At 39.7% G+C, this 25,131-nt stretch carries 37 protein-coding genes; 1 reads left to right on the top strand and 36 read right to left on the bottom strand.

Going from position 1 to position 25,131, the window contains the following annotated elements:
- Positions 1-24: 24 nt before the first annotated feature.
- From VXM68_RS07845 to rplC, 31 genes are all read right to left on the bottom strand, one after another.
- Complete coding sequence (locus VXM68_RS07845) at positions 25-987, bottom strand: acetylornithine carbamoyltransferase (RefSeq protein ID WP_294187251.1); 963 nt, start codon at positions 985-987, stop codon at positions 25-27.
- A 133-nt stretch (positions 988-1,120) separates the two neighbouring features.
- On the bottom strand, positions 1,121-2,266 hold the full coding sequence (locus tag VXM68_RS07840) for an aminotransferase class III-fold pyridoxal phosphate-dependent enzyme (protein ID WP_293952972.1): 1,146 nt from the start codon (positions 2,264-2,266) through the stop codon (positions 1,121-1,123).
- Positions 2,267-2,423: 157 nt separating this feature from the next.
- The gene (gene rplQ / locus VXM68_RS07835) at positions 2,424-2,948 is read right to left on the bottom strand and encodes a 50S ribosomal protein L17 (RefSeq protein WP_294187247.1); all 525 of its coding nucleotides are present in this window, start codon (positions 2,946-2,948) and stop codon (positions 2,424-2,426) included.
- 130 nt (positions 2,949-3,078) lie between these two features.
- Positions 3,079-4,071 carry a DNA-directed RNA polymerase subunit alpha gene (locus tag VXM68_RS07830; protein WP_046674887.1) on the bottom strand — a complete coding sequence of 331 codons (993 nt, stop codon included), beginning with the start codon at positions 4,069-4,071 and terminating at the stop codon, positions 3,079-3,081.
- Positions 4,072-4,166: 95 nt separating this feature from the next.
- Positions 4,167-4,775, bottom strand: coding sequence for a 30S ribosomal protein S4 (gene rpsD, locus VXM68_RS07825; RefSeq protein WP_293952976.1), 609 nt, complete (start codon positions 4,773-4,775; stop codon positions 4,167-4,169).
- A 60-nt stretch (positions 4,776-4,835) separates the two neighbouring features.
- Entirely contained in the window at positions 4,836-5,225 is a 390-nt protein-coding gene (rpsK, locus tag VXM68_RS07820) for a 30S ribosomal protein S11 (protein ID WP_046674885.1), read from the bottom strand.
- A gap of 10 nt (positions 5,226-5,235) precedes the next feature.
- A complete protein-coding gene (gene rpsM, locus VXM68_RS07815) occupies positions 5,236-5,613 on the bottom strand; it encodes a 30S ribosomal protein S13 (protein WP_209577713.1) in 378 nt (125 codons plus the stop codon).
- 30 nt (positions 5,614-5,643) lie between these two features.
- The gene (ykgO, locus tag VXM68_RS07810; RefSeq protein ID WP_013665024.1) at positions 5,644-5,760 is read right to left on the bottom strand and encodes a type B 50S ribosomal protein L36; all 117 of its coding nucleotides are present in this window, start codon (positions 5,758-5,760) and stop codon (positions 5,644-5,646) included.
- Positions 5,761-5,805: 45 nt separating this feature from the next.
- Positions 5,806-6,024: a translation initiation factor IF-1 gene (gene infA / locus VXM68_RS07805; RefSeq protein WP_002997456.1), complete on the bottom strand. Its 219-nt coding sequence runs from the start codon at positions 6,022-6,024 to the stop codon at positions 5,806-5,808.
- 74 nt (positions 6,025-6,098) lie between these two features.
- The gene (map, locus tag VXM68_RS07800; RefSeq protein ID WP_288065432.1) at positions 6,099-6,881 is read right to left on the bottom strand and encodes a type I methionyl aminopeptidase; all 783 of its coding nucleotides are present in this window, start codon (positions 6,879-6,881) and stop codon (positions 6,099-6,101) included.
- 9 nt (positions 6,882-6,890) lie between these two features.
- Positions 6,891-8,228 carry a preprotein translocase subunit SecY gene (gene secY, locus VXM68_RS07795; protein WP_046674882.1) on the bottom strand — a complete coding sequence of 446 codons (1,338 nt, stop codon included), beginning with the start codon at positions 8,226-8,228 and terminating at the stop codon, positions 6,891-6,893.
- 3 nt (positions 8,229-8,231) lie between these two features.
- Positions 8,232-8,678 carry a 50S ribosomal protein L15 gene (gene rplO, locus VXM68_RS07790; protein ID WP_293952979.1) on the bottom strand — a complete coding sequence of 149 codons (447 nt, stop codon included), beginning with the start codon at positions 8,676-8,678 and terminating at the stop codon, positions 8,232-8,234.
- Positions 8,679-8,797: 119 nt separating this feature from the next.
- Complete coding sequence (rpmD, locus tag VXM68_RS07785) at positions 8,798-8,977, bottom strand: 50S ribosomal protein L30 (protein ID WP_046674880.1); 180 nt, start codon at positions 8,975-8,977, stop codon at positions 8,798-8,800.
- A gap of 5 nt (positions 8,978-8,982) precedes the next feature.
- Positions 8,983-9,501: a 30S ribosomal protein S5 gene (gene rpsE, locus VXM68_RS07780; protein WP_209577706.1), complete on the bottom strand. Its 519-nt coding sequence runs from the start codon at positions 9,499-9,501 to the stop codon at positions 8,983-8,985.
- A gap of 11 nt (positions 9,502-9,512) precedes the next feature.
- Positions 9,513-9,866: a 50S ribosomal protein L18 gene (gene rplR, locus VXM68_RS07775; protein WP_209577704.1), complete on the bottom strand. Its 354-nt coding sequence runs from the start codon at positions 9,864-9,866 to the stop codon at positions 9,513-9,515.
- 5 nt (positions 9,867-9,871) lie between these two features.
- Positions 9,872-10,426, bottom strand: a complete 555-nt coding sequence (gene rplF, locus VXM68_RS07770) for a 50S ribosomal protein L6 (RefSeq protein ID WP_070570404.1) — start codon at positions 10,424-10,426, stop codon at positions 9,872-9,874.
- A 21-nt stretch (positions 10,427-10,447) separates the two neighbouring features.
- Positions 10,448-10,849, bottom strand: a complete 402-nt coding sequence (gene rpsH, locus VXM68_RS07765; RefSeq protein WP_223584601.1) for a 30S ribosomal protein S8 — start codon at positions 10,847-10,849, stop codon at positions 10,448-10,450.
- A gap of 136 nt (positions 10,850-10,985) precedes the next feature.
- Positions 10,986-11,255, bottom strand: a complete 270-nt coding sequence (gene rpsN / locus VXM68_RS07760) for a 30S ribosomal protein S14 (RefSeq protein WP_028071569.1) — start codon at positions 11,253-11,255, stop codon at positions 10,986-10,988.
- Entirely contained in the window at positions 11,248-11,817 is a 570-nt protein-coding gene (gene rplE / locus VXM68_RS07755) for a 50S ribosomal protein L5 (protein WP_046674875.1), read from the bottom strand. Before rplE ends, rpsN begins: the two co-directional genes overlap by 8 nt.
- Positions 11,817-12,128, bottom strand: a complete 312-nt coding sequence (gene rplX, locus VXM68_RS07750; protein WP_172462328.1) for a 50S ribosomal protein L24 — start codon at positions 12,126-12,128, stop codon at positions 11,817-11,819. The genes rplE and rplX overlap by 1 nt, the downstream gene beginning before the upstream one ends.
- 35 nt (positions 12,129-12,163) lie before the next feature.
- On the bottom strand, positions 12,164-12,532 hold the full coding sequence (gene rplN, locus VXM68_RS07745) for a 50S ribosomal protein L14 (protein ID WP_046674873.1): 369 nt from the start codon (positions 12,530-12,532) through the stop codon (positions 12,164-12,166).
- 1 nt (position 12,533) lies between these two features.
- Positions 12,534-12,788 carry a 30S ribosomal protein S17 gene (rpsQ, locus tag VXM68_RS07740; RefSeq protein ID WP_046674872.1) on the bottom strand — a complete coding sequence of 85 codons (255 nt, stop codon included), beginning with the start codon at positions 12,786-12,788 and terminating at the stop codon, positions 12,534-12,536.
- A gap of 13 nt (positions 12,789-12,801) precedes the next feature.
- The gene (gene rpmC, locus VXM68_RS07735; RefSeq protein WP_293952983.1) at positions 12,802-13,020 is read right to left on the bottom strand and encodes a 50S ribosomal protein L29; all 219 of its coding nucleotides are present in this window, start codon (positions 13,018-13,020) and stop codon (positions 12,802-12,804) included.
- Between the two features lie 91 nt (positions 13,021-13,111).
- Entirely contained in the window at positions 13,112-13,534 is a 423-nt protein-coding gene (gene rplP, locus VXM68_RS07730; RefSeq protein WP_046674870.1) for a 50S ribosomal protein L16, read from the bottom strand.
- Positions 13,535-13,595: 61 nt separating this feature from the next.
- Positions 13,596-14,390, bottom strand: a complete 795-nt coding sequence (rpsC, locus tag VXM68_RS07725) for a 30S ribosomal protein S3 (protein ID WP_046674869.1) — start codon at positions 14,388-14,390, stop codon at positions 13,596-13,598.
- An 11-nt stretch (positions 14,391-14,401) separates the two neighbouring features.
- On the bottom strand, positions 14,402-14,836 hold the full coding sequence (rplV, locus tag VXM68_RS07720) for a 50S ribosomal protein L22 (protein ID WP_077438121.1): 435 nt from the start codon (positions 14,834-14,836) through the stop codon (positions 14,402-14,404).
- Positions 14,837-14,842: 6 nt separating this feature from the next.
- Positions 14,843-15,109: a 30S ribosomal protein S19 gene (gene rpsS / locus VXM68_RS07715; RefSeq protein WP_002997495.1), complete on the bottom strand. Its 267-nt coding sequence runs from the start codon at positions 15,107-15,109 to the stop codon at positions 14,843-14,845.
- Complete coding sequence (gene rplB / locus VXM68_RS07710; protein ID WP_293952985.1) at positions 15,109-15,936, bottom strand: 50S ribosomal protein L2; 828 nt, start codon at positions 15,934-15,936, stop codon at positions 15,109-15,111. The genes rpsS and rplB overlap by 1 nt, the downstream gene beginning before the upstream one ends.
- Before the next feature lie 6 nt (positions 15,937-15,942).
- A complete protein-coding gene (rplW, locus tag VXM68_RS07705; protein WP_046674866.1) occupies positions 15,943-16,233 on the bottom strand; it encodes a 50S ribosomal protein L23 in 291 nt (96 codons plus the stop codon).
- Between the two features lies 1 nt (position 16,234).
- A complete protein-coding gene (gene rplD / locus VXM68_RS07700) occupies positions 16,235-16,864 on the bottom strand; it encodes a 50S ribosomal protein L4 (protein ID WP_209577699.1) in 630 nt (209 codons plus the stop codon).
- 5 nt (positions 16,865-16,869) lie between these two features.
- Positions 16,870-17,487: a 50S ribosomal protein L3 gene (rplC, locus tag VXM68_RS07695; protein WP_046674864.1), complete on the bottom strand. Its 618-nt coding sequence runs from the start codon at positions 17,485-17,487 to the stop codon at positions 16,870-16,872.
- 331 nt (positions 17,488-17,818) lie between these two features.
- Here rplC and VXM68_RS07690 point away from each other — a divergent pair, with 331 nt between their 5' ends.
- Entirely contained in the window at positions 17,819-18,289 is a 471-nt protein-coding gene (locus tag VXM68_RS07690; protein ID WP_367210947.1) for a DinB family protein, read from the top strand.
- 48 nt (positions 18,290-18,337) lie between these two features.
- Here the strand turns inward: VXM68_RS07690 and VXM68_RS07685 are convergent, their stop codons facing one another.
- The 5 genes from VXM68_RS07685 to VXM68_RS07665 all read right to left on the bottom strand — a co-directional run bounded on the left by VXM68_RS07685 (position 18,338) and on the right by VXM68_RS07665 (position 25,027).
- The gene (locus VXM68_RS07685; protein WP_367210946.1) at positions 18,338-19,348 is read right to left on the bottom strand and encodes a helix-turn-helix transcriptional regulator; all 1,011 of its coding nucleotides are present in this window, start codon (positions 19,346-19,348) and stop codon (positions 18,338-18,340) included.
- A 156-nt stretch (positions 19,349-19,504) separates the two neighbouring features.
- Positions 19,505-20,140 (bottom strand): hypothetical protein, encoded by a 636-nt coding sequence (locus VXM68_RS07680; protein ID WP_367210945.1) that lies wholly within the window; start codon positions 20,138-20,140, stop codon positions 19,505-19,507.
- Positions 20,141-20,441: 301 nt separating this feature from the next.
- Positions 20,442-21,716 carry a glycoside hydrolase family 88 protein gene (locus VXM68_RS07675; RefSeq protein ID WP_367210944.1) on the bottom strand — a complete coding sequence of 425 codons (1,275 nt, stop codon included), beginning with the start codon at positions 21,714-21,716 and terminating at the stop codon, positions 20,442-20,444.
- Between the two features lie 43 nt (positions 21,717-21,759).
- On the bottom strand, positions 21,760-23,025 hold the full coding sequence (locus VXM68_RS07670; RefSeq protein ID WP_367210943.1) for a DUF2264 domain-containing protein: 1,266 nt from the start codon (positions 23,023-23,025) through the stop codon (positions 21,760-21,762).
- 109 nt (positions 23,026-23,134) lie between these two features.
- Complete coding sequence (locus VXM68_RS07665; protein ID WP_294345608.1) at positions 23,135-25,027, bottom strand: RagB/SusD family nutrient uptake outer membrane protein; 1,893 nt, start codon at positions 25,025-25,027, stop codon at positions 23,135-23,137.
- Between the last annotated feature and the right edge of the window lie 104 nt (positions 25,028-25,131).

The following is a 25,131-nucleotide window of genomic DNA, read 5'->3' as shown; positions in this document are numbered from 1 at the left end:
TTTTCAATAATCAATAGGACTGGATTATACCAAATCCTCTAACATACGTTTCAAAACAACCTGAGCAGCCCATACACGGTTGCTAGCCTCTTTAATTACAAGTGAATTTGGACCGTCCAGAATCTCAGAAGATAATTCCAGATCTCTTCTTACAGGCAGACAATGCATAACTTTAGCATCATTCGTCAAATTGAGCTTCTCGTTATCCATCATCCAATTATCTTCAACACCATATACCTCACCATATTCCTGATAAGAAGACCAATTTTTTACATAAACAAAATCAGCATTATTTAAACTTTCCTCGAGATTATTTGATATAGTTGCACCAGCGGTAAACTCTTCACTTAACTCGTATCCCATAGGCTGAGCTATCGTAAAATCGACCAATCCCTCTTCTTGTGCTTTACACATCCACTCTGCAAAAGAATTAGGTACTGCCTGAGGTAAAGCCTTAACGTGAGGAGCCCAAGCTAACACTACCTTTGGTTTTTCAACCTTCTTGTACTCCGTGATGGTAATCATATCCGTTAAACTCTGTAGAGGGTGACGTGTTGCGCTCTCTAACGAAACAACAGGAACCCCACAGTACTTCATGAATTTGTTAAAAAGGTCTTCGCTATAATCTTCTTCACGGTCTTTCAGTTTTGGAAATGACCGTAGTCCCAAAATATCGCAATATTCACCCATTACAGCTGCGGCCTCACGGATATGCTCAACAGTTGTCCCGTTCATCACAACACCGTCCTGTGTCTCAAGAGCCCAGCCGTCTTTATCCATATTCATGACCATGACATTCATCCCCAAGTTCATCGCCGCTTTCTGAGTGCTTAAACGTGTACGCAAACTCGGATTCAAAAAAACAAGTCCCAACGTCTTATGCTGACCGAGTTCCTGATTATCATAGGGCGCAGCCTTCAATGCCAACGCTTCTTGAACAACGTCAGCTATACTAGGTACATCCTTAACAGAGAAAAATCTTTTCATCAATATTTATTTATTCGAGTGCACTTCAACGGACAATATTTAGACACGTCACACTCCGTATATATTTAAACTAATACAACACAATATAATCTGCTCAAGCTAATACCACAATGGATTAGCCCTCGCGGCAGTCTTATGCAACCGTTACTGCACTGATCTGCTTCTTCAATGCCACTAAAAATTGATCAGCATGCTCTTTTGTAATATTCAAAGCAGGCAGCAAGCGAATGACAAAAGGCTTAGCTTCTCCAGTAAATATACGATTCTTTAACAAGAGATCTTTCTTTACATGAGCCAAAGATTCCGGCAATTCTATACCGATCATTAAACCTCGGCCTCTCACTTCTATAATCTCTTCAATCTGCCTAAGTTCATCAATAAGATATTGTCCCACCTGAGCAGCATTTTCCATAAGCTTATCTTGTTGCATCACTTCCAACACAGCCAAAGCAGCTGCGCAGGCCAGATGATTCCCCCCAAATGTCGTTCCTAAACTGCCATAACTAGCCTCAAATTTGGGTGAAATGCTAATTGCGCCAATAGGAAAACCATTTCCCATACCCTTTGCCATGGTATAAATATCTGCGTCAACGCCAGAGTAATCTTGCGCATAAAACAAGCCAGTTCTTCCATACCCACATTGTACTTCGTCAGCAATAAATACAGCATTATATTGGTCACAAAGCGATCGGATCAATCGAAGAAAAGATACTGAGGCTTCTCTGATCCCTCCTACCCCTTGAATACTTTCAATAATCACAGACGAAATTTCATTACCATATGATTCGAAGGCGACCTTTAAAGCATCTTCATCATTAAAAGGAAGAAATACAACATGGTCTGTCTCATTAACGGGCGCCACGATACTTGGATTGTCTGTTGCTGCCACTGCAAGGGACGTTCTGCCATGAAAAGCTTTTGAAAACGCTATAACCTTTTTCCGTTTGTTATAAAAAGAAGCTAGCTTGAGCGCGTTTTCGTTCGCTTCCGCGCCCGAATTACAAAGGAATACCTCATAATCAACCTTACCGGAAACTTCCCCTAGTAATCGGGCAAGTTCACGCTGAATTGGAATTTCAACAGAGTTAGAATAGAAGCCAATACGGTTCAATTGTTCTGTGATACGTTGTACATAATGTGGGTGCGTGTGTCCGATCGATATCACCGCATGACCACCATACAAGTCCAAGTAAGCATTTCCTTCGGCATCCCACACCGTCGATCCATTAGCCTTTACAATGTTAATGGGATTAATGGGATAAACATTAAATGGTTTCATCTTAATGAATTATAGATTGATAAACGAAATAGCTAGTAATAGAAAAAGCTATCAGATTTTAGCAATACAAATATATTAGTTATAACGGTAGGAATGGTTATAAAATAAAAAAAGTCCCCTTAAAAAGAGGACTTTTTTATGCTATATCGGAAGAAGACTATTCTCCGTCAACTTTTTCTTCACCTTCTACTTCAGGTTTAACTTCTGCAGGAGCTTCAGTTTCGGCAACAGCAGCCTCAGTTTCGGCAGCAGCAGCTTTCTTAGCACCACCACGACGACGAGTAGCTTTTTTCTCAGAAGCAGCAGCTTTTTTACCGTAAATTTCGTTGTAGTCAACTAGCTCGATGAAAGCCATCTCTGCATTATCACCTAAACGGTTTTCCATTTTGATGATACGTGTATAACCACCTGGACGATTAGCCACTTTTTCAGATACTTCGCGGAATAAGATAGAAACTGCATCTTTATCTTTCAAGTAAGCGAATACTGTACGACGAGAGTGAGTCGTATCATTTTTAGATTTAGTAATCAATGGCTCAACATACGTACGCAACGCTTTTGCTTTAGCCAAAGTAGTTGTAATACGTTTGTGTTTGATCAATGACGTTGCCATGTTAGCCAACATTGCTTTTCTATGGCTATCCGTACGGCCTAAGTGATTTACTTTTTTTCCGTGTCTCATTTTGGATTTTATTATACTACATATACCGTTCTTGCATTCGCTAATCTACTAAACATTCGATGGTTTCTATTCCGTCAAATTCAGCCATCAGCACAAGAGGAATTATATATAGTGGTCGCTTATTAAATTATTATTCTTCGTCTAATTTGTATTTTGCCAAGTTCATTCCGAATGACAAACCTTTCGATTTCACCAACTCCTGAATTTCACTTAACGATTTTTTACCGAAGTTTCTGAATTTCAACATATCAGCTACGTCGTAAGTAACCAACTCAGCTAATGTGCGAATATCAGCAGCTTTCAAGCAGTTCAATGCACGCACAGAGAGATCAAGATCTACTAACTCTGTTTTCAAGATCTTACGCATGTGTAAGATTTCTTCATCAACAACTTTAGTTTCTTCTTTTGTTTGAGATTCAAGAAGCATATTCTCATCAGAGAATAAGATAAAATGTTGAATTAAGATTTTAGCAGCTTCTTTCAGCGCCTCCTCAGGGTGAATTGAGCCATCAGTAGAGATGTCTAACAATAATTTCTCATAGTCAGTTTTTTGCTCTACACGGTAATTCTCAATGGTATATTTAACATTCTTGATCGGAGTAAAGATCGAATCGATTGCGATAACACCTACTGGCGCATCAACGACTTTATTCTCATCAGCATTTACGTATCCACGACCTTTGGCAATACTCAATTCCAATTCAATTGTCACTGAATTATCCATGTTACAGATTACCATGTCAGGGTTTAAAACCGTAAAGTTATTAGAGAACTTGGTGATATCACCAGCTAAGAACTGTTCTTGACCATTGATTACTACAAATACCTTTTCGTTGTCGCCAATCTCACCTGTTTTTTTGAAACGGATTTGTTTCAAGTTCAAGATAATTTCAGTTACGTCTTCAACAACACCTTTGATCGTTGAAAATTCGTGCGAAACGCCAGAAAACCTTATCGACGTAATTGCATATCCTTCTAAAGAGGACAATAGAATACGGCGCAAAGCATTACCAATGGTTACACCAAAACCAGGCTCCAATGGACGAAATTCAAACGTACCATCAAAATCCGTAGATTTTTGCATGATAACTTTATCCGGTCTTTGAAATGCTAAAATTGCCATTTATTTTCTTTTAATTTTTTATTTGTAATAATAATAGTAATACAATAGAAGATGCATACCCCAAAATTGGACTATGCATTCCTCTATTTTATTTATTATTTAGAGTATAACTCAACGATTAAGTTCTCTTTAATGTTTTCAGGAATATCAGCTCTTTCTGGATAGCTTAAGAAAGTACCTTTCAATTCCTTCGCATTCCACTCTAACCAAGAAAATTTATTTACAGTGCGACCTGCAACTGAATTTGTAATGGCCTCAAGTGATTGAGAACGTTCACGAACTGCTACAACGTCACCAGGACGTAAGCTATATGATGGAATGTTAACAACTTCACCGTTAACAGTAATGTGTTTATGGGATACCAACTGACGAGCAGCGGCACGGGATGTAGCAATACCTAAACGGTAAACTACGTTGTCCAAGCGAGCTTCAAGTAATTTCAAGAAGATCTCACCTGTAATACCTTGTTTAGAGGAAGCTTTAGCAAATAGATTAGCGAATTGACGCTCCAATACACCATAAGTGTATTTCGCTTTTTGTTTTTCCAACAACTGAATAGCATATTCAGATTGCTTTCCTCTGCGTTTAGAAGCTCCATGTTGTCCAGGAGGGTAATTTTTCTTTTCTAACGCTTTATCCGGGCCGAAAATCGGCTCTCTAAATTTACGGGCAATTTTGGACTTAGGTCCTGTATATCTAGCCATTTTTTTTTACAATTAAAGTATCTATCAGCCTATAGCCAATGAATCTTATCTTTAAATTAATTAAACTCTTCTACGTTTTGGAGGACGACAACCGTTGTGAGGAAGTGGAGTGATATCTTTAATAGTAGTCACATCAATTCCCACAGTTTGTAATGTTCTGATGGCAGATTCACGACCAGCACCAGGACCTTTTACAAACACTTCAACTTTACGTAGACCCAAGTCGTGTGCAACTTTTCCACAGTCTTGTGCAGCTTGACCAGCAGCATATGGCGTGTTCTTTTTAGAACCACGGAAACCCATTTTACCAGCACTAGACCAAGAAATAGTTTGACCTTGATTATTCGTCAAAGTTACAATGATATTGTTAAACGTTGCGTTAATGTGAGCCTGACCTACAGGTTCGATAACAACGATACGCTTTTTTGCAGCTTTTTTAGTTTTAGCCATTTCTTATTTATTATTTAGTAGCTTTTTTCTTGTTTGCAACTGTCTTACGTTTACCTTTACGAGTACGTGAGTTATTTTTAGTACGTTGACCACGAACTGGTAAATGTTTACGGTGACGCAATCCGCGGTAACAACCGATATCCATTAAACGTTTGATGTTTAATTGAACTTCGGAACGCAATGCTCCTTCAACTTTCAATTCGTCGTTAATGATAGTACGAATTGCTGCCAATTGGTCATCATTCCATTCTTGTACCTTCACATCTTCGCTGATACCAGCCTTTTCCAAGATATATTCAGCTCTTGTACGACCGATACCAAAAATATAGGTAAGGCCGATCACACCTCTTTTGTTTTTAGGTAAATCAATACCTGCTATCCTTGCCATATAATATTAAGCTATTATTTTTTTAATGAATTAACCCTGACGTTGTTTAAACTTAGGGTTCTTTTTGTTGATTACAAAAACTTTACCTTTACGACGGATGATCTTACAGTCCGCGCTACGTTTTTTTATTGATGCTCTTACTTTCATGATATTTATTTTTTCAAAAGCTTGCGCTAATACAAGGGCTTACAGCTACTTATAGCGATAAGTAATCCTTCCTTTAGTCAAATCATACGGAGACATTTCCAATTTAACTTTATCACCAGGTAAAATTTTGATATAGTGCATGCGCATTTTACCAGAAATATGGGCAATGATTTCATGTCCATTTTCCAACTCTACCCTAAACATAGCATTAGAAAGTGCCTCTCTAATTATACCGTCTTGTTCTATTGAGGCTTGTTTAGCCATATATTCTCGATTAAATTTAATTTAAAAGCCTGCGAACAGGAGTGCAAAGATAAATAAAAATAATTGAAAACCAATTACTTTTTGTTCAAAACTTTCTCTACATGTTCGAATGTCAGCAACACATCTGGTTCTCCTTTTCGGATTGCAACCATCTGTTCGAAGTGCGCCGATAATTTCCCATCCACTGTACTTACTGTCCAACCATCATCCCAAAAACGAACGCCTGCACGCCCCGCATTGATCATCGGTTCGATACAAATAACCAAACCTTCTTCCAATTTAGGACCAGCACCTCGTTTTCCATAATTAGGAACCTCAGGTTTTTCATGTAAGTGATAACCAACTCCGTGTCCAACCAGCTCGCGAACAATTCCAAATCCGAATTTGCTCACATACTCCTGAACAGCTGAAGAGATATCCCCAACACGTTTACCAGCCACCGCCTGTTCAACACCTTTGTACAAAGACTCCTTTGTTACATCCAACAACAATTGTGCTTGCTCAGATATTTCACCCACACCAAAGGTATAAGCAGAATCACTGATAAAACCGTTCAAATTGACACCTCCATCGACTGAAACAAGATCTCCGTCTTTAATTTCGTAATCGCTGGGAAAACCGTGTACAATTTGATCGTTGACAGATATACACAAAGAATATGGAAATCCTTGATAATTTAAGAACGCTGGCGTCCCTCCGTTATCATGAATATACTCATAAGCTAATTTATCAAGAGATATAGTCTTTACCCCAGGCTTAATCACTTTTGCGATTTCACCAAGCAATTGCGAAAGCACATCTGCTGACTTTCGCAATTGCTCTATATCTTCTGCTGACTTATAAAATACTTTAGACATCTAAAGAAATTAAATTGCCGAATGATCCATTCCCTCAACAGACGCAGCCGAACGGCCTTTAATGCGACCTGTTTTCATTAATCCATCGTAATGACGCATCAACAAATGAGATTCAATCTGTTGCAAAGTATCCAACACCACACCTACTAAAATCAATAAAGACGTTCCTCCATAGAAGTGCGCAAATTGATTATTAATACCAAACAAACTTGCAATAGCAGGAAGAATAGCAATGATCGCTAAGAAAATCGCGCCAGGAAATGTAATATTTGATATTACGCGGTCTATAAAATTACTCGTCTCTAATCCCGGTTTAATACCCGGAACAAAACCTCCGTTCTTCTTCATGTCGTCCGACATCTGTTGTGGGTTCACCATGATTGCTGTATAGAAAAACGTAAATGCGATAATTAGCACCGCGAATGTTACGTTATACGCTACAGAAGTATAGTTACTCAACGAAGTCAAAAACTCCGACTGAAGATTTGGGAAGAACTGCCCCAAACTCATCGGCACAAACATAATCGCCTGTGCAAAAATGATAGGCATTACACCTGCAGCATTTACCTTTAAAGGAATATACTGACGTACCCCACCGACTTGCTTATTTCCAACAATTTTCTTCGCGTATTGCACAGGGATCTTACGAACTCCCTGTACGATCAAGATCGTAAAGATCACAACAAAGAACAAAGCCACAAATTCAAGCAACAATGGAATTGGACCACCACCACCTTTCGCCATTCTCGAAACCCATTCCGCAGTGATACCACTTGGCAATTGAGCGATAATACCAGTCATGATGATCAAAGAAATACCATTACCGATACCTTTATCTGTAATTTTTTCCCCTAACCACATCACAAATAAAGTACCGCCTGTCAAAACTATTGCAGTCAGAATAGTGAACAATGGATCTGCAATTGTCTTAGCACTTGGCTCGATCTGAGTACGCACATAGGCAAAAGCTTGAAGCAAAGTAATCCCTAAAGTTAAATAGCGAGTAATTTGGTTCATTTTTTGACGACCACTTTCCCCTTCTTTCTGCATCTTTTGGAAGTAAGGAACCGCGATGCCCAGCAATTGAACAACAATGGATGCCGAAATATATGGCATTACCCCTAAAGCAAAGATAGCTGAACGGGAGAATGACCCACCCGCAAACATATCCAGTAAGCCTAATAAACCCTCTTTCTGACCAGAAGCCAGCGCATGAGGATTTACACCTGGTAATACCACGTGACATCCAATACGGTAAATCAAAAGAAAAAGTAAGGTATTTAAAATACGCGTACGTAAATCATCGATTTTCCAAATATTGGTTAAGGTTGTGATTAGTTTCTTCATTTATTAAATTTTAACGATAGAACCGCCTGCAGCTTCAATAGCTTTTTGAGCAGAAGCAGTAAACGCGTGCGCAGTTACTTCAACTTTAGCTTTCAACTCACCGCGACCCAAGATTTTAACTTTGTCATTTTTAGACACTAAACCATGAGTTTTCAACGTATCGAAATCTACAGCTGTTAGATTGTATTTCTCGATCAACGTTTGCAAAGTATCCAAGTTTACGCCATTATACTCTACGCGGTTGATGTTTTTGAAACCAAATTTAGGCACACGACGTTGCAAAGGCATTTGACCACCTTCGAAACCGATTTTCGTAGAGTGACCTGAACGAGAACCAGCACCTTTGTGACCACGCGTTGAAGTACCACCACGACCAGAACCAGTACCACGGCCAATACGTTTGCTACTTTTTACTGCACCTTTTGCAGGTTTTAAATTACTTAAGTTCATTTTTAAACTAAATTGTGCTAGCCCTTCGCTCTCACTAAACAGGTACTAGCGATTAAAAAATAATGATTATTAATAACAAGTAATGGAAGAAGTCCAACGACCTCTTCCATATGCTAATATTAAATAGTTTCGATAGCTACTAAATGGTTTACTTTACGTACCATTCCAATAATTGATGGAGTAGCTTCAACTTCTACTGAGTGGTTGATTCTTTTCAAACCCAATGCCTCAATAGTTTTCTTTTGGCGCTCGCTTCTGTCGATAACGCTCTTTATCTGGGTGATTTTGATTTTTGCCATGATAATTAACCGTTAAATACTTTGTTCAAATCGACACCGCGGTGTTGTGCTACTGTATATGCATCACGCATATCTGATAAAGCTGCTACAGTTGCTTTTACCACGTTGTGTGGGTTAGAAGAACCTAATGATTTAGCCAATACATCTTTGATACCAGCAGACTCCAATACTGCACGCATTGCACCACCAGCTAAAACTCCTGTACCACCTACTGCTGGTTTGATCAACACTGAACCACCAGAATATTTACCATATTGTGCGTGAGGAACAGTACCTTTGATAATAGGAACTTTTACCAAGTTTTTCTTTGCGTCATCGATACCTTTGGTGATTGCTTCAGTTACTTCTTTAGCTTTACCTAAACCATAACCAACAATGCCGTTTTCATCACCTACTACAACAATTGCAGAGAAGCTGAAAGTACGACCACCTTTAGTAACTTTTGCTACACGTTGGATACTTACTAAGCGATCTTTTAATTCAATTTCGCTTGATTTTACTCTTTTTATATTGCTTAATGCCATTTTTTCTATGATTAAAAGTCTAAACCGCCTTCGCGAGCACCTTCAGCCAAAGATTTGATACGGCCATGGTATAAGTACCCATTACGGTCAAAAACTACTTTATTAATACCTGCTGCTACTGCTTTTTCAGCAACCAATTTACCGACAGCTTTAGACTGTTCCACTTTGTTACCCGATGCAGCAAACTCTTTTGATAAGCTAGATGCAGCAACTAATGTTTTACCTGCATTGTCATCAATGATCTGTGCATAGATACCTTTGTTACTTCTAAAAACCGATAAACGTGGACGTTCAGACGTTCCAGCAAGGTTTTTTCTGATTCCTTTTTTGATTCTCTCTCTACGAGATGCTTTTTGTCCTGCCATGATTATTATTTTTTAGCTGATTTACCTGCTTTTCTTCTCAATACTTCACCTGCAAACTTCACACCTTTTCCTTTGTAAGGTTCTGGTTTACGGAAGCCACGGATTTTTGCCGCTACTTGTCCGATCAATTGTTTATCGGCGCACTCTAAAGTGATTGTAGGGTTTTTACCTTTATCAGCAGTAGTTGATACTTTAACCTCTTTTGGCAATACAAAAACAATCTGGTGAGAGAAACCTAAAGTTAACTCTAATACATTACCAGTACTTGAAGCACGGTAACCTACACCGACTAACTCTTGCGTAGTTTTGTAACCTTCAGTCACACCGTGAACCATGTTAGCCAACAGGGAACGGTATAGACCGTGTAATGCTTTGTGTTTCTTTTGATCAGTTGGACGTGTTACAACGATATTGCCTTCTTCTTGAGCAATCGTGATGTCACGGTCAACTTGTTGTGTTAATTCGCCTTTAGGACCTTTTACTGAAACTAAGTTTTTGTCCGAAATAGTAACAGTTACCCCAGCAGGGATAGCGATAGGCGCTTTTCCAATTCTTGACATTTCTTTGTGCTTTTACCTAGATTAATAAACGTAACATAAAACTTCACCACCAACATTTTGAAGTCTAGCTTCTTTATCTGTCATTACACCTTTAGATGTTGACAAGATAGCAATACCTAAACCATTCAAAACACGGGGCATAGTATCAACGCTTGCATACTTTCTTAAACCAGGTTTACTCACACGTGTCAACGTACGAATAGCCGGAATTTTGCTAATTGGGTTATATTTCAATGCGATTTTGATCGTACCCTGTACGCCATTCTCATCGAATTTGTAATTAGCAATGTAACCTTTATCAAAAAGAACTTTTGTGATTTCTTTTTTTAGGTTCGATGCAGGAATTTCAACAACCCTGTGGTTGGCCTTGATGGCATTCCTTACTCGTGTAAGGTAATCCGCAATTGGATCTGTAGTCATTATATATGAAAATTTGTGACAGCGGTTTCCCTCCCAACCGTTGGTATGGGACCTTCTATCTGTTAAACGATTTTAAAATGCAAAAAACCCGGCAATCCTAAATTGAATTGCCCGGGCAAAATTAAGTATTTTTTTTAAATTACCAAGAAGCTTTTTTCACCCCTGGGATTTTGCCATCCAAAGCCATCTCACGGAATGTTACACGAGAGATACCGAATTGACGCATATATCCTTTAGGACGGCCAGTCAATTTACAACGATTGTGTAAACGTACTGGAGAAGCATTTTTAGGTAATTTATCTAATGCAACGTAATCGCCAGCAGCTTTTAATTCTGCACGTTTTGCTGCATATTTAGCTACCAATTTAGCGCGTTTTACTTCGCGTGCTTTTAATCCTTCTTTAGCCATTGTTATTAGTATTTTGATTTTTAAATGGTAAACCGAATTGTTTCAACAATTCTAAAGCCTCAACATCATTTTGAGCAGAAGTCACGAAAGTGATGTCCATACCTTGGATCTTATTGATTTTGTCAATGTTGATCTCAGGGAAAATGATCTGTTCAGTGATACCTAAGTTGTAGTTACCACGTCCGTCAAAGCCTTTATCGTTGATACCGCGGAAGTCACGAATACGTGGAAGCGATACGGCTACCAAACGATCCAAGAATTCAAACATATTGTTGTCACGTAAAGTAACACGTGCCCCTACAGGCATACCTTTACGTAATTTAAAGTTTGAAATATCTTTTTTCGATTTTGTAGCCACAGCTTGTTGACCTGTAATTAAAGTCAACTCAGCGATAGCGTTATCGATTAATTTTTTGTCAGCTGTTGCAGCTCCTACGCCTTGTGAAACAACGATTTTCTCAAGTTTAGGAACCTGCATAATACTTTTATACTGAAATTTTTCTTGAAGTGCTTTACGGATTTCCTCCGCATATTTCACTTTTAATCTTGGTACGTAAGTCATTATTTAATTTCCTCCCCTGATTTTTTAGCGTAACGAACTAATTTACCATCTGCATTTAACTTACGACCTACACGTGTAGTTGCACCTGTTTTAGGATCGATAACAGCTAAATTAGAGATGTGAATACCAGCTTCTTTCTCAATGATACCACCATTAGGATTAGCTGCACTTGGTTTAGTGTGTTTTTTTACGATGTTAGCGCCCTCAACGATAGCTCTATTTTTATCCACTAAAACAGTTAATACTTTTCCTTGAACACCTTTAGAGTTACCAGCGATAACTTTCACTAAATCACCTTTTTTAATTTTGATTTTGTGCGTAGTTGTTTTTGTTTTCTGTGCCATAATTATAAAACCTCCGGTGCTAATGATACAATTTTCATGAACTGTTTCTCACGCAACTCTCTAGCCACAGGGCCAAAGATACGTGTACCACGTGGTTCATCATTATTATTTAATAATACAGCGGCGTTGTCATCGAAACGGATATATGAACCATCTTTACGACGGATTTCCTTTTTCGTTCTAACGACTACTGCTTTAGAAACGGAACCTTTTTTCACGTTTCCTGAAGGCATAGCGCTTTTCACCGATACAACAATCTTATCTCCGATTGATGCATAACGCTTGCGCGTACCGCCCAATACACGGATTACTAAAACTTGTTTAGCACCGCTATTGTCAGCTACATTAAGTCTTGATTCTTGTTGTACCATGTTATTTAGCTCTTTCTATAATTTCAACTAATCTCCAGTTTTTTGTTTTACTCAGCGGACGAGTTTCCATAATTAATACCGTATCGCCGATACCGCAGGTATTAGTTTCGTCATGAGCTTTAAATTTAGTAGTTTTTTTAACGAACTTACCATAAATCGGGTGTTTCACTTTACGCTCTACAGATACCACGATAGATTTGTCCATCTTGTTGCTAACTACTAAGCCGATTCTTGTTTTTCTTAAATTTCTTTCCATTTCGACTTTAAATTTATGCCTCAGAGGCTGTTTCATTTTTAGCTGCAGCGTTGCGTGCACTGATCTCTGTACTGATACGAGCAATAGTTCTGCGTGCTGCTTTGATCACGTTAGGGTTCTCAATAGCTGAAACAGCATGTGCAAATTTCAATTTTGTAAGGGCTGTTTTCTCTTCTACAAGACGAGCTTTTAAGTCCTCATTAGATAATTCTAAAATTTCTGAATTTTTCATGTTTTTTCAGTTGTTATTTGGGTTATCATCGGTTTATATATAGCGTTAGGGGTAACGGCCCTAACGCTTAAATGATGACATTACCAAGATTTTATGCTTCAACGTAGTCTCTACGAATCACAAACTTAGTTTGAACCGGAAGTTTTTGAGCGGCAAGGCGTAAAGCTTCTTTGGCAATTTCCAAAGGCACACCTTCTGCTTCAAATAACATACGGCCTGGGCGTACTACTGCTACCCAGTATTCTGGAGCACCCTTACCTTTACCCATACGTACCTCTGCAGGTTTTTTCGTAACCGGTTTGTCAGGGAAAATACGAATCCAAACTTGACCTTCACGTTTCATATAACGTGTAACCGCAATACGAGCTGCCTCGATTTGACGACTAGTGATCCATGCTTGCTCCATTGTTTTGATACCGAAAGAACCGAAAGCTAACTCCGCTCCACGAGAAGCGTTACCTTTCATGCGGCCTTTCTGCATCTTTCTGAACTTCGTTCTTTTTGGCTGTAACATGTTCGTATACTTTTTAAATCTGCTTCTTCAGCAGGTTTTTGTTGTAATCTAAATAAAACTATTAATCTTTTTTCGGACCACGGTTGCTTCCACCACGGTTGTTTCCACCACGGTTATTTCCACCGCGACCACCTTTGTTATTACGGTTGTCACGACGTTCGCCACCACCTTCGTGGTTGCCACGTGATTTTACACCAGATGCTTGACCAATGTTTGGAGATAAGTCACGTTTACCGTAAACTTCACCTTTACATATCCAAACTTTGATACCAATTTTACCGTATGTAGTCAATGCTTCAGCTAAAGCGTAGTCGATATCAGCACGCAATGTGTGCAAAGGAGTTCTTCCTTCTTTGTATTGTTCAGTACGCGCCATTTCAGCACCACCCAAACGACCAGAACACATGATTTTGATACCTTCTGCACCCATACGCATGGTAGAAGCAATTGAAGTTTTCATTGCACGACGGAATGAAATACGTGCCTCTAATTGTTTAGCGACACCTTCTGCTACTAATTTCGCATCTAACTCAGGGCGTTTGATCTCGAAAATATTGATTTGAACATCCTTTTTAGTCAGTTTCTTCAACTCTTCTTTGATCTTGTCAACTTCTTGACCACCTTTTCCGATAACGATACCTGGACGAGCAGTGTGAATTGTAACAGTGATACGTTTTAACGTTCTTTCGATAACAACTTTAGCTACACCACCTTTTGCGATACGAACAGAAAGATATTTTCTGATTTTTTCGTCTTCAACTAATTTATCGGAATAGTTTTTACCTCCGAACCAGTTAGAATCCCAACCTTTGATGATTCCTAATCTGCTACCTATTGGATTTGCTTTTTGTCCCATTTCTCAATAAATTAGTTTTGTTCAACGTTTAATTTGCTATCAACTACCAACGTAACGTGATTTGAACGTTTACGAACTCTGTATCCGCGACCTTGAGGAGCCGGACGTAATCTTTTCAATTGACGACCACCACCTACTGATACTTCTTTTACAATTAGTTCGCTTTCTTCCACTGATTTACCTTCGTTTTTGGCTTCCCAGTTTTTGATTGCAGATAATAATAATTTTTCTACACGAGCAGCAGCTTCTTTACTTGAGTGTTTTAAAATGTATAATGCATTTTCAACACGTTGACCACGAATTAGATCTACCACTAAGCGCATCTTACGAGGCGAAGTCGGGCAGTTCAATAATTTGGCATCCGAAGCTCCTCCTTGTTGAGCTTTCTCTTGCTCTTTGCGTTGTCTAATTAAGACAGACTTTTTAAGTTTTTTTGTTGCTTCCATTACCTATTATTTTTTCTTTTCTGCGTGGCCTCTGAATGTACGCGTAGGAGCGAATTCACCAAGCTTGTGACCTACCATATTCTCTGTTACATAAACAGGGATAAATTTATTCCCGTTGTGCACTGCGAAGGTATGGCCAACAAAATCAGGGGAAATCATTGATCTACGAGACCATGTTTTGATAACTGACTTTTTGTTAGTTTCATTCATAGAAAGAACTTTTCTTTCTAAGTTGTGATCGATATAAGGACCTTTTTTAATTGAACGAGCCATTATTTTTTCCTTCTCTCAATGATGTAACGATTCGATGTTTTCTTCTTGTAACGTGTTTTGAAGCCTTTAGCTAATACACCTGTACGTGAGCGTGGGTGACCTCCTGAAGTACGGCCTTCACCACCACCCATAGGGTGATCTACTGGGTTCATCGCAACACCACGAACTCTTGGACGACGACCTAACCAACGTTTGCGACCTGCTTTACCTAACACTTGGTTAGATCTTTCATGGTTCGATACTGAACCAATCGTAGCAACACAAGTCAACAAGATCATACGTGTTTCGCTCGAAGGTAATTTGATGATGGCATATTTACCATCACGAGCAGACAATTGAGCATAAGTACCAGCCGAACGAGCAATTGAACCACCTTGACCAGGATTTAATTCAATGTTGTGGATGATAGAACCCAATGGAATGTTTGCTAATGGTAATGTATTACCAACTTCTGGGGCAACTTTATCACCTGCAATTACAGTTTGACCAACTACTAAACCAGCTGGAGCAATGATGTAACGTTTTTCACCATCTGCATAATGCAACAATGCAATACGAGCAGTACGATTTGGATCGTACTCAATAGTAGCTACTTTTGCAGGGATATCTTTTTTATCGCGTTTGAAATCAATTAATCGGTATACTTTTTTATGTCCCCCACCGAGATAACGCATAGTCATTTTACCGGAGTTATTACGACCGCCTGATTTCTTGTTGATTTTAACTACTAACGATTTTTCAGGAACGTTTGTAGTAACATCAGAGTAGTCTGCGCCTACTCTGAAACGAGTACCAGGGGTTACCGGTTTGAATCTTTTAACTGCCATTTTTTATTATATAGTACTGTAAAAGTCAATAGTTTCGCCGTCTTTAATTGTAATGACAGCCTTTTTATACTTAGGAGCTCTACCAGATACGAAACCTGCTTTTGTGTAACGGCTTTTTGCTTTACCAGCTACTACTGCAGTATTTACAGCAAGAACTGTAACACCAAACATAGCCTCAACAGCTGCTTTGATCTGGATTTTGTTTGCTCTGTGATCTACTTTGAAAGCGTAACGGTTTAATTTTTCCGTTAACAAAGAAGCTTTCTCAGTCAAGATAGGTTTTTTAATAATCTCCATATTACTTAGCTAATGCTTCCTCCAAAGATTTAACAGAATCTGTAGTCAACAATAATTTTGTTGCGTTCAATACATCATATGTATTTAAATCAGATGCAACAATAACTTTTGCTTTTTTCAAGTTTCTGCTTGATTTATAAACAATTTCATCGTAAGCTGGCAATACCAACAATGTTTTCTCATCAGCTACATTCAACGCATCGATTAAAGCAACATAGTTTTTAGTTTTGATAGCATCGAATTTCACTTCGTCCAATACCACAATGTTATTATCTTTTGCTTTGTAAGATAACGCTGATTTACGTGCCACTTGTTTCAATTTTTTGTTCAATTTGAACGAGTAGTCACGAGGTTGAGGACCGAATACACGACCACCACCATTAAACAATGGAGATTTGATAGAACCCGCACGAGCACCACCTGTACCTTTTTGTTTGTGTAATTTACGAGTAGAACCCGCGATTTCGTTACGTTGTTTAGATTTGTGAGTTCCTTGGCGTTGGTTCGCTAAGTATTGTTTCACATCCAAATAGATCGCATGATCGTTAGGCTCTAACCCAAATACCGACTCAGGAAGTTGCACCTTGGCACCTGTTTCTTTACCTGATAAATTTAAAACTTTAACTTCCATCTCTACTATTTGTCTACGATTACATAAGAACCTTTAGCTCCTGGAATGGAACCACTAACAACGATAAGGTTTTGCTCAGCGTAAACTTTCAACACCTGTAAGTTTTGAACTTTAACTCTGTCACCACCTGTACGACCTGCCATGCGCATACCTTTGAATACGCGTGAAGGCCATGATGAAGCACCTAATGAACCTGGAGCACGTAATCTGTTGTGCTGACCGTGAGTCGCACCACCTACACCACCAAATCCATGACGTTTCATGACACCTTGGAAACCTTTACCTTTTGAAGTACCGACTACATCTACGTACTCACCTTCTTCAAAAAGAGTAACGTCAACTACGTCACCAAGTTGTTTTGCATCTGGGAAAGTTTTAAACTCTACCAACTTACGCTTAGGCGTTGTATTTGCTTTCGCAAAGTGCCCTTTCAAAGGAGCTGTCGTGTTTTTCTCCTTAGCCTCGTCGAAACCAAGTTGAATTGCCGAGTAGCCATCCTTTTCTTCCGTACGTATCTGCGTAACCACGCACGGCCCGGCCTGAATCACTGTACAAGGAATATTTTTCCCATCAGCGTTAAACAGGCTCGTCATTCCTACTTTTTTTCCAATAATACCTGACATGTTGTAAATTAATTAATTAAAAGTCCTTCGAAGCAGTAGGGCTTCGCTCAAGACATACTTTCCCCTTTAAGGGACTGCAAAGTTACAAACATTTTTATAACTGTCAAATAATTAATGAATTATTTTTTTTATTTTATCCTGTAACAGGAAAACTGCCTTACCCCCCTGCCCCCTTCTCGTATCAGCAACGACCACGAGGTTCGAAGAAAAAGAAATAAAAAATGAGTATAAAAATTCATACTGCCATACTGCTGTCATTGGACCGCCTAAATTTGTGGCATATTACAACGCAAGAGGCGATGTAAATTTTTAAATTTTAAATACGAAAAAAATGAGTACAGCGATCATTTCTAAACAAGAATTACTTGAACACTGGTTGGGCCATAGAAAACTGACCCGCCAAACTATTGAAAAATTTCCCGAAGAAGAATTGTTCCATTATAAAGTAGAAGGCATGCGAACTTTTGCGGATATGTTGAAAGAATTATTGGCACTTGCCGTACCCGGCCTACAGGAGATCGTAGATAACAAAAGCGGTGAGCTAAACGAAAATCTAAACTATTCAACCAAAGCCCAGCTTTTACAAGCCTGGGACGAGGCTACTCCAATACTCATCGATCTATTTAACAAGATACCGGAGGAACGCTTTGCTGAAGAATTTAACTTGTTTGGACAATACAAATCGCCAGTCGTCCACAGCATTCTTTATTTTATAGATAATGAAATCCATCACCGCGGGCAGGGATTTGTCTACCTACGCATGCTTGGCATTCAACCACCGTTTTTTTGGGAAAGGGGATAATTTCGGGCAAACCCGACAAGAATACTTGCGTGGACTCAACAGAAAGAACTAGCAAGTATTCTTGCCCTCTTCAATACAGCTGAAGCCTGCCTGCACCTTGTCTTGATTAAGCTGTTCTAATGCTGATGACAGCAATCGTTTTACCACTCCTTTCAACGACTCGGGCTCGATAATATTTCCTTTGTCAGCAAACATCAAATACCAACGCGCAAACCCACTTTCCATATTTACACATTCGAAATGCATTTCAACATAATCGTCAGCAATCACTTCCTGCTGGAAGCCGAAATAATGACGGTCCCATTCCATATACCTTGCCATTTCTTTATCCACCCGTACCACGACTTTAGTTGTCGGATCTTCATGTCGTTTGTTGAGAAAGAAAGATAGCTCAGGATGTTCTTTCCCAAAATCATCTGTAAGCATTCGGATATTATTTATACGGTCCAATCGAAATTGCCTATAATCCTTTCGTAGTTTACAGAATGCGAGGATATACCAGAATTTACTTTCAACAAAGATACCAACAGCTTCAATTTCCCTTTTCTCAGGATTTTTGTCCGAAGGTTTGGTGTAATAAATTTCTACGCACTTCTTTGCAGCGATACTTTCGATCAATATGTTGGTACCATGCGTTAACTTTTCGTTGAACTGGTGTCGCCCACCCCGCACAAGAAATTTATCTCCTACTAAGGCAACTTGCTCTTTTTCGTTACCCCTCAGTATCGCCTTCATTTTAAGCAATGCTGTGGCAAAATGATGGGCTAGGTTGCGATCCGTATATTTTTCAACCAGTTTCTCCGCTGCGACAAAACTTAATGCCTCTTCTTTTGTAAATTGCAGGGGCGGCATCTTATACCCCTCCACTAAAGAGTATCCGCTTCCGGCTTCACCATAGATGGGGACTCCAGCCTGCATCAAAGAGCGGATATCACGGTAAATCGTACGCTGGCTCACTTCATAGCGTTCTGCCAAAGCCCCCGCTGTCACAACAGGTTTGGCCTGTAGATGCATATAAATAGCGAGTATACGATCAAATCTTTTCTGGATATCCGTCATTGGGATAAAGGTACGAGTTATTCTATTTTCTTCAACGAATATAAAGATATGTTTTCACAGGTATAGTGCTTAATACTTTCTCAATTCATCACTCAAATCTCGCACAAATTCCCTTCTATTAACAACGAACCCAACCTTGGAATCGACAGAAAACAACTATACAACCCCACAATAAATGGAATTCGAAAAGTCGTCGTTGAGTGTATCCCAAACACCGACATAAACATGGTAATCGAACGCTTTCTTGCTTATCCCCTCAACTTCAAATGAGCAGAAGCCTTGATTCACATTGGCAACAGATATTTTCAACCGCGACTCGCCCTCTATGTCGATCAATCCCACATTGATTTTATATATACTACTTTTATATTCATCATCTACAGTCCAGCTAAGATCAATCCGATCGCCATCCAAACTGACTTGACAGTTAGCTAATGAGGTAAGCGGACCTGAAAACAGGAGGAGTTTTTCAGGGTTAACAAAAGGCTTGTTGTCTTCACCTAATTCAAGAGTTTCTTTAAAAATGTGGCGCTGCGCCAATTGGAAAGCTCCTACACGACTTTCTTTTGTCGCGAGTGATTGATAACCAAACTCTAGAATTACTTTATTGGCGCCAGCAAACTTACCTGCAACTTTTTGTTTTTCTCTATTTAAAAGTTCGGCCTCACTCGGCGGAGATGTTCGTTTTTTTTTGCCGCCACGTACGACATTTTGGCCTTTCAATAGATAAGCACTCACCGAGCCAAATTTCCCAACAATAGCGCCGTTCGGACCATTTTGTAAAATTGCCATAAAATTTTTCTCCTTTTGTCTATAATTGATGGTATATAACTTATTACTAATATAATATCAAACACCCCATTAAAAGAGTAGTAACAGTACTTTTACAAAGTATTAACAGGGGGTTAACAGGGGTAATACCCCTGTTAACCCCCTGTTATACCCCTGTTAACCCCCTATAAATCCCTTGTCAATATAGAAATTGGTGTTAAATAGGTATTTATTTGAGCGAACGAGATGGCTGTACGAGATAAGTACTTCACTTTTTCCACAATATGTTAACAACTTTGTTGAAAACTCAAGAATCCTCTCGTCAGGGCTTGATAACCTTCTCTCCACGGAGCAATCGGTCATACCGCACCAATGCCTCTACATAATAGTAATCCGCATAGGTTAACGGAACATCAACTTCTGTTTTATGCGGGATAGAACCGACACTATGTTTTAAAATATATCCCCCCGCTTCTTTGAAATCTGCTTTATAAGGTTTAGCAGAAAGCGACCGCAGCATTTGTTCAGCCTTTGAGATATACAGCTGGCTTTCACTACCTGTTATGTATTGTGCCAGTTCCAGCAAAGCCGACGCTGTCACCGAAGCGGTCGATACATCACGAAGGTCTTTCTGGCTATAATATTTACTATCTGGAGTAAGCTTGTTCTGGTCCATATCCCAATAAGGTATCAGATCTTTTGGAAGATTGGGATGATTCAGGTAAAACTGTGCAATATGCCTAGCATGCTCCAAATATCTCCTGTCTCCCGTCTCGCGGTACATCATCGTATAACCATAAAGCCCCCAGGATTGCCCTCTGGCCCATGCAGACGCGTCAAAAGCTCCTTGCGCAGTCTTTCTCGAAATAATACTTCCATCTTGCGGATTGTAATCCACGACATGGTAGGAACTATAATCTTTTCGGTAATGGTTGACCATCGTTGTATTGGCATGCTGCACCGCAATATCACGATAACGCTGGTCACCTGTCATTTTGGAAACTTCCGTCAGAAATTCCAAATTCATCATGTTGTCGATGATCACCGGATAAGTCCAAGGCTGGCCATCCCAGTTTTTTCCGCCGTCCCATGAACGAATCGTTTTCGTTGCTTCATGGAAGCGCGTTGCCAACGACGCTGCACCAGTGCTTAAAATTTCTTTATAGGACGCCGAATCACCGGTCAAGCGTAATGCATTCCCAAAGCTACAATACAGCATGAAGCCCAAATCATGTGTTCCTTTGTTATATTTTTCTTTCTGCAGTTGCTTCAATTTACTTTTAGCTTCCGTCAAAAGTTTCCCATCCTTTGTATACTCATATAGATAGAGCACGGTGCCGGGATAGAACCCAGAACACCACCAGCTCGAACCCCAATTGACATATTTGCCATCTTTATAGGTTGTAGGCATATCCGATTCACCAATCGATGCGGCAAGGTAGGCGATTTGCTTGTGTGCATCTTCTAAATTGGAGCGGACAAATTCTTTATCGAGCCCCAATTTCACCGCTGTCAGGTTTCGCTGACTGGAACAGGAGATTCCCTGCATTCCTAGCCCAATTATCAAAGCTCCCGTAATATAGTGTTGTATCTTCATTTATCCAGTCCTTAATCTTTTTGCTTTTTTATTCTTTTTCACTTTAATAACTTACATAATAGTCTTTGGGAAATTGCTCTGCCTTCCAGCATTTTTGGGAAGTCCATGGTTGTGGAGCGCAGGTCCAGAACTCATCTTCTGCTGGTAATCCCAAGGGCAAGAAGGACAGGGAGGCCACATACATAGAACCCGCATTTGTATAGTAATCTGCAAGATTGGATTGTTGGTCACCTACGACTCCCATACGCAGCCAACCCGAAGGTGCAAAGGTTTTGTCAATATAAATATGACGGAGTATTGTGGTTAATGCAGCCCTGACCTGTCCTTTCGAAATGTCTTCGGGCAACTTATTTTCCAAAGCAACTTTTGCCAGCGGCTGGAATGCGGCATTCTTATAGGTTGACGAACGACCGACAACGACATAATGGCCTTCCGGAGAGATCATGCGCTCGAGATGATGCGCATAACGCTGCATGCGTTTATATGCCCGCTCATACATTTCCTTGTATTTTCCACCTGCAGGGATATTATGACGCAGCGACTCCACCTGCATACAATGGATCACATAACCATTGTAATGATCAAAACTAAAATGGGCACCATCACTATACCAGCCATCTCCAACATACCATTCCTGATCAAATTTATTGACCGCATAATCGATACTTTCCCGTATACATTCCTCTCCTATGCTGTAAAGAAACGTCTCTGTCATTGCGGCAAACAGCAGCCAATTACTCTCATTGGGTTTGATCTTGCGCAGCAATTTGAATTCTTCAACGACTCTTTTTTTAGTCACTTGGTTTAAAGGTTCCCATAAAGTGTTTGGGGCCCGCAAAAAAGCCTGCGCAAGATGCGCTGCATCCACAAGAGTCTGAGAGGAAGGTCCTCGCCAAGTAAAATAATCCGGAGATTTGGGGTCTACCCCATACTGTATACCGAGCAGCGCCTGTTCTCTCAATTTTTTTCGCAGTTTTCCTTCCTCAGTTAGGTCATCCCGTAGTGCCAACCAAGGTGCCATTCCAGCCAACAAGCGTCCAAAGGCTTCCAGATATCCCACTCCGGGATCTCTGCTATCAAAAGTTGGACTCACCTCCATCGGCATATTTTTACGCCATTGCTGTTTACTGATATTGCTCAATATGGGGGCTGCCATCTTATGCAAGATAGATAGCCAATAAGCCCGATCATTTTCAATAAAATTTATTTTTCCGTCTAAAGTGCTTGCTTTTGCTTCCATTGGTAAAGACGCCGTTAATGCGCCTACTCCAGCTCCGCCTAACAATTTTAATAAGGATCTTCTCTTCATCGATAAGGGTTTATAAATAAAAATATCTATTTTACATAAAAATACTGGCCGAAGTAAACCAATTGCTCCAGCAAACGACTGCATGAGCGATTGAAATAAAACTTCCCCCTTAATAAATCCATCCTGGTGTCGGTTTCAGATTTTTATTTAATTCTATTTCAGCCTTTGGTACTGGCCAGGTGTACCATTGATCACCTATCCATTCATAAGTAGTGCCTCCCGTGTTCTCACTACCTCCCCATGCATGTTGCGAAAATTTTTGATCAAACTTTGTCTCTTTCAGCGTCTTCCAACGCATCTCATCAAAAAAGTTAACGCCTTCACCAATTAATTCACGACGCCGTTCGTCTCGTACATAATTACGTGCTTTAGTTTGATCTGAAAAAGAGGAGCCCATTGTTGGAATTCCAACTCGATCTCTGACTTGTTTTACTTTTGCCATAGCACCAGATAAGTCATTCATCTCGACTAACGCCTCGGCCCACATCAACAAAACATCAGCATACCGAATAATAGGCTCGTCTACTGGATTTTGCTCACGACGAGCATATTCTAACCCTTCGCCAACAAACTTCCGATGGATATACTTAAACTCAGCCTGCGCATTGGCACTTCCTGATGTATAATAAGTGCTTGGTAAACTACTATTCAAATTGGGTTCAGCGCCAGATTGGTCCACATAGTACTTACCAGTGACGGGAAATCTATAGGTATACATACCTACAGTCGTGGAATTGCTATTTACTCCCTGGAAAGACGCATAAGGAGTGACCACATTATAAGCTAACCTTGGATCTCTATTCGCGTAGGCTGCTTTAAGCCGTGCCTCATTCCCCTCTGGTAGATAAAACGCCCGCGCAGTACTACTTAATTTATTTAATTCTGTATTGATGACTGTGGTCACCGTTGGGTGAACATCATTTCCATTAACTTTTTGATCTCGTATAAAAAAGACTTTTCTATTGGGAGCGCCTAAAGCATTTACTGTATTCCATTCAGGAATGTAATCCGACCAACTAAATGGACGGACAGTAGTTCCGTCAATAATTTCTTCATATAAATTGACCAAAGCTGGAGTAACTTGTAAATCTGTCCAACATCCTCGACTATCTTTTGCTCCTTGTTGAAATGCCCCCGTGTATTTCTGTACAGCTGAACCATATCCCGATGGTTCCTCGATATACTGAACGCTCAAAATCATCTCTTCACAACGTTCATTGGCAACTTTAAATAATTGCTTATAATTTGAGAAGAGTTTGTAGCCGCTCTCGCCAACTTTGGCAAAATCAGCAACTGCCTGATCGTATTTCTTGGTCATAAGATAAGCACGGCCACGTAGCGCATAAGCAGCACCTTTACTCACACGTCCTTCACCTTGAATTTGGTTATTTGGCAAAGCGCTCTCATTGATTGCATCAGTCAAATCCTTAATGATAAGCGCCCAAACCTCTTCTTCTGAACTCTGTCCTTTGTTACCTTCTGCAGGACTGATAGGCTCGGTGTAAATAGGAACACCTAAACCATTCCGGCCATACAGTTCATTAAGCCGCATGTAAAAGAATGCCCGCAAGACTTTGCATTCAGCTACCAGCTTATTCTTTTTTCCCTGATCCATCGCTGCATCTGGTATATGAACTATAGCATCATTAGCGCGATGTACACCATCATACAACCATTTCCATTGGAATGAAAAATAGGAATTGCTTGGATTAACGGCACTGGAAAAAAGGTTGTTTAAATTATATTCTCCTTGTCCAGTCATACCAAAGGCCTCATACGCATAATACCCAATATTGGCAGAGGTACCTACAATTCCGTCACTTCTTACCGGACGTTGTAACGAATAGTATACACCTATTACCCCTTGATCAACCAATGTTTCAGATGACCACATTGTTCCCGACGATATTTTGTCATTTGGCGCAAGGTCCAATATTTTGGTACAAGACGATAAAGAGCTTGCTATACCAATGGCTATGACAGATTTTAATATTTTTTTCATCTCTATTTTTATTTTATTTGACTAACCAGCGTTTAAGACGAAGACGTCAGTCTAGTCTTACTCTATTGAAAACTCAAATTAATTCATCCTTCTGTTCGGAGATT

The sequence above is a fragment of the Sphingobacterium sp. R2 genome (assembly GCF_040760075.1).
Lineage (GTDB): Bacteria > Bacteroidota > Bacteroidia > Sphingobacteriales > Sphingobacteriaceae > Sphingobacterium.
This window is presented reverse-complemented; position numbering and strand designations above follow the sequence as displayed.

Excerpts from the sequence above, each read along its gene's own strand:
- VXM68_RS07845 (WP_294187251.1), bottom strand. The coding sequence starts at position 987 with ATGAAAAGATTTTTCTCTGTTAAGGATGTACCTAGTATAGCTGACGTT.
- VXM68_RS07840 (WP_293952972.1), bottom strand. The coding sequence starts at position 2,266 with ATGAAACCATTTAATGTTTATCCCATTAATCCCATTAACATTGTAAAG.
- rplQ (WP_294187247.1), bottom strand. The coding sequence starts at position 2,948 with ATGAGACACGGAAAAAAAGTAAATCACTTAGGCCGTACGGATAGCCAT.
- VXM68_RS07830 (WP_046674887.1), bottom strand. The coding sequence starts at position 4,071 with ATGGCAATTTTAGCATTTCAAAGACCGGATAAAGTTATCATGCAAAAA.
- rpsD (WP_293952976.1), bottom strand. The coding sequence starts at position 4,775 with ATGGCTAGATATACAGGACCTAAGTCCAAAATTGCCCGTAAATTTAGA.
- rpsK (WP_046674885.1), bottom strand. The coding sequence starts at position 5,225 with ATGGCTAAAACTAAAAAAGCTGCAAAAAAGCGTATCGTTGTTATCGAA.
- rpsM (WP_209577713.1), bottom strand. The coding sequence starts at position 5,613 with ATGGCAAGGATAGCAGGTATTGATTTACCTAAAAACAAAAGAGGTGTG.
- ykgO (WP_013665024.1), bottom strand. The coding sequence starts at position 5,760 with ATGAAAGTAAGAGCATCAATAAAAAAACGTAGCGCGGACTGTAAGATC.
- infA (WP_002997456.1), bottom strand. The coding sequence starts at position 6,024 with ATGGCTAAACAAGCCTCAATAGAACAAGACGGTATAATTAGAGAGGCA.
- map (WP_288065432.1), bottom strand. The coding sequence starts at position 6,881 with ATGTCTAAAGTATTTTATAAGTCAGCAGAAGATATAGAGCAATTGCGA.
- secY (WP_046674882.1), bottom strand. The coding sequence starts at position 8,228 with ATGAAGAAACTAATCACAACCTTAACCAATATTTGGAAAATCGATGAT.
- rplO (WP_293952979.1), bottom strand. The coding sequence starts at position 8,678 with ATGAACTTAAGTAATTTAAAACCTGCAAAAGGTGCAGTAAAAAGTAGC.
- rpmD (WP_046674880.1), bottom strand. The coding sequence starts at position 8,977 with ATGGCAAAAATCAAAATCACCCAGATAAAGAGCGTTATCGACAGAAGC.
- rpsE (WP_209577706.1), bottom strand. The coding sequence starts at position 9,501 with ATGGCATTAAGCAATATAAAAAGAGTAAAATCAAGCGAAATTGAATTA.
- rplR (WP_209577704.1), bottom strand. The coding sequence starts at position 9,866 with ATGGCAGGACAAAAAGCATCTCGTAGAGAGAGAATCAAAAAAGGAATC.
- rplF (WP_070570404.1), bottom strand. The coding sequence starts at position 10,426 with ATGTCAAGAATTGGAAAAGCGCCTATCGCTATCCCTGCTGGGGTAACT.
- rpsN (WP_028071569.1), bottom strand. The coding sequence starts at position 11,255 with ATGGCTAAAGAAGGATTAAAAGCACGCGAAGTAAAACGCGCTAAATTG.
- rplE (WP_046674875.1), bottom strand. The coding sequence starts at position 11,817 with ATGACTTACGTACCAAGATTAAAAGTGAAATATGCGGAGGAAATCCGT.
- rplN (WP_046674873.1), bottom strand. The coding sequence starts at position 12,532 with ATGGTACAACAAGAATCAAGACTTAATGTAGCTGACAATAGCGGTGCT.
- rpsQ (WP_046674872.1), bottom strand. The coding sequence starts at position 12,788 with ATGGAAAGAAATTTAAGAAAAACAAGAATCGGCTTAGTAGTTAGCAAC.
- rpmC (WP_293952983.1), bottom strand. The coding sequence starts at position 13,020 with ATGAAAAATTCAGAAATTTTAGAATTATCTAATGAGGACTTAAAAGCT.
- rplP (WP_046674870.1), bottom strand. The coding sequence starts at position 13,534 with ATGTTACAGCCAAAAAGAACGAAGTTCAGAAAGATGCAGAAAGGCCGC.
- rpsC (WP_046674869.1), bottom strand. The coding sequence starts at position 14,390 with ATGGGACAAAAAGCAAATCCAATAGGTAGCAGATTAGGAATCATCAAA.
- rplV (WP_077438121.1), bottom strand. The coding sequence starts at position 14,836 with ATGGAAGCAACAAAAAAACTTAAAAAGTCTGTCTTAATTAGACAACGC.
- rpsS (WP_002997495.1), bottom strand. The coding sequence starts at position 15,109 with ATGGCTCGTTCAATTAAAAAAGGTCCTTATATCGATCACAACTTAGAA.
- rplB (WP_293952985.1), bottom strand. The coding sequence starts at position 15,936 with ATGGCAGTTAAAAGATTCAAACCGGTAACCCCTGGTACTCGTTTCAGA.
- rplW (WP_046674866.1), bottom strand. The coding sequence starts at position 16,233 with ATGGAGATTATTAAAAAACCTATCTTGACTGAGAAAGCTTCTTTGTTA.
- rplD (WP_209577699.1), bottom strand. The coding sequence starts at position 16,864 with ATGGAAGTTAAAGTTTTAAATTTATCAGGTAAAGAAACAGGTGCCAAG.
- rplC (WP_046674864.1), bottom strand. The coding sequence starts at position 17,487 with ATGTCAGGTATTATTGGAAAAAAAGTAGGAATGACGAGCCTGTTTAAC.
- VXM68_RS07690 (WP_367210947.1), top strand. The coding sequence starts at position 17,819 with ATGAGTACAGCGATCATTTCTAAACAAGAATTACTTGAACACTGGTTG.
- VXM68_RS07685 (WP_367210946.1), bottom strand. The coding sequence starts at position 19,348 with ATGACGGATATCCAGAAAAGATTTGATCGTATACTCGCTATTTATATG.
- VXM68_RS07680 (WP_367210945.1), bottom strand. The coding sequence starts at position 20,140 with ATGGCAATTTTACAAAATGGTCCGAACGGCGCTATTGTTGGGAAATTT.
- VXM68_RS07675 (WP_367210944.1), bottom strand. The coding sequence starts at position 21,716 with ATGAAGATACAACACTATATTACGGGAGCTTTGATAATTGGGCTAGGA.
- VXM68_RS07670 (WP_367210943.1), bottom strand. The coding sequence starts at position 23,025 with ATGAAGAGAAGATCCTTATTAAAATTGTTAGGCGGAGCTGGAGTAGGC.
- VXM68_RS07665 (WP_294345608.1), bottom strand. The coding sequence starts at position 25,027 with ATGAAAAAAATATTAAAATCTGTCATAGCCATTGGTATAGCAAGCTCT.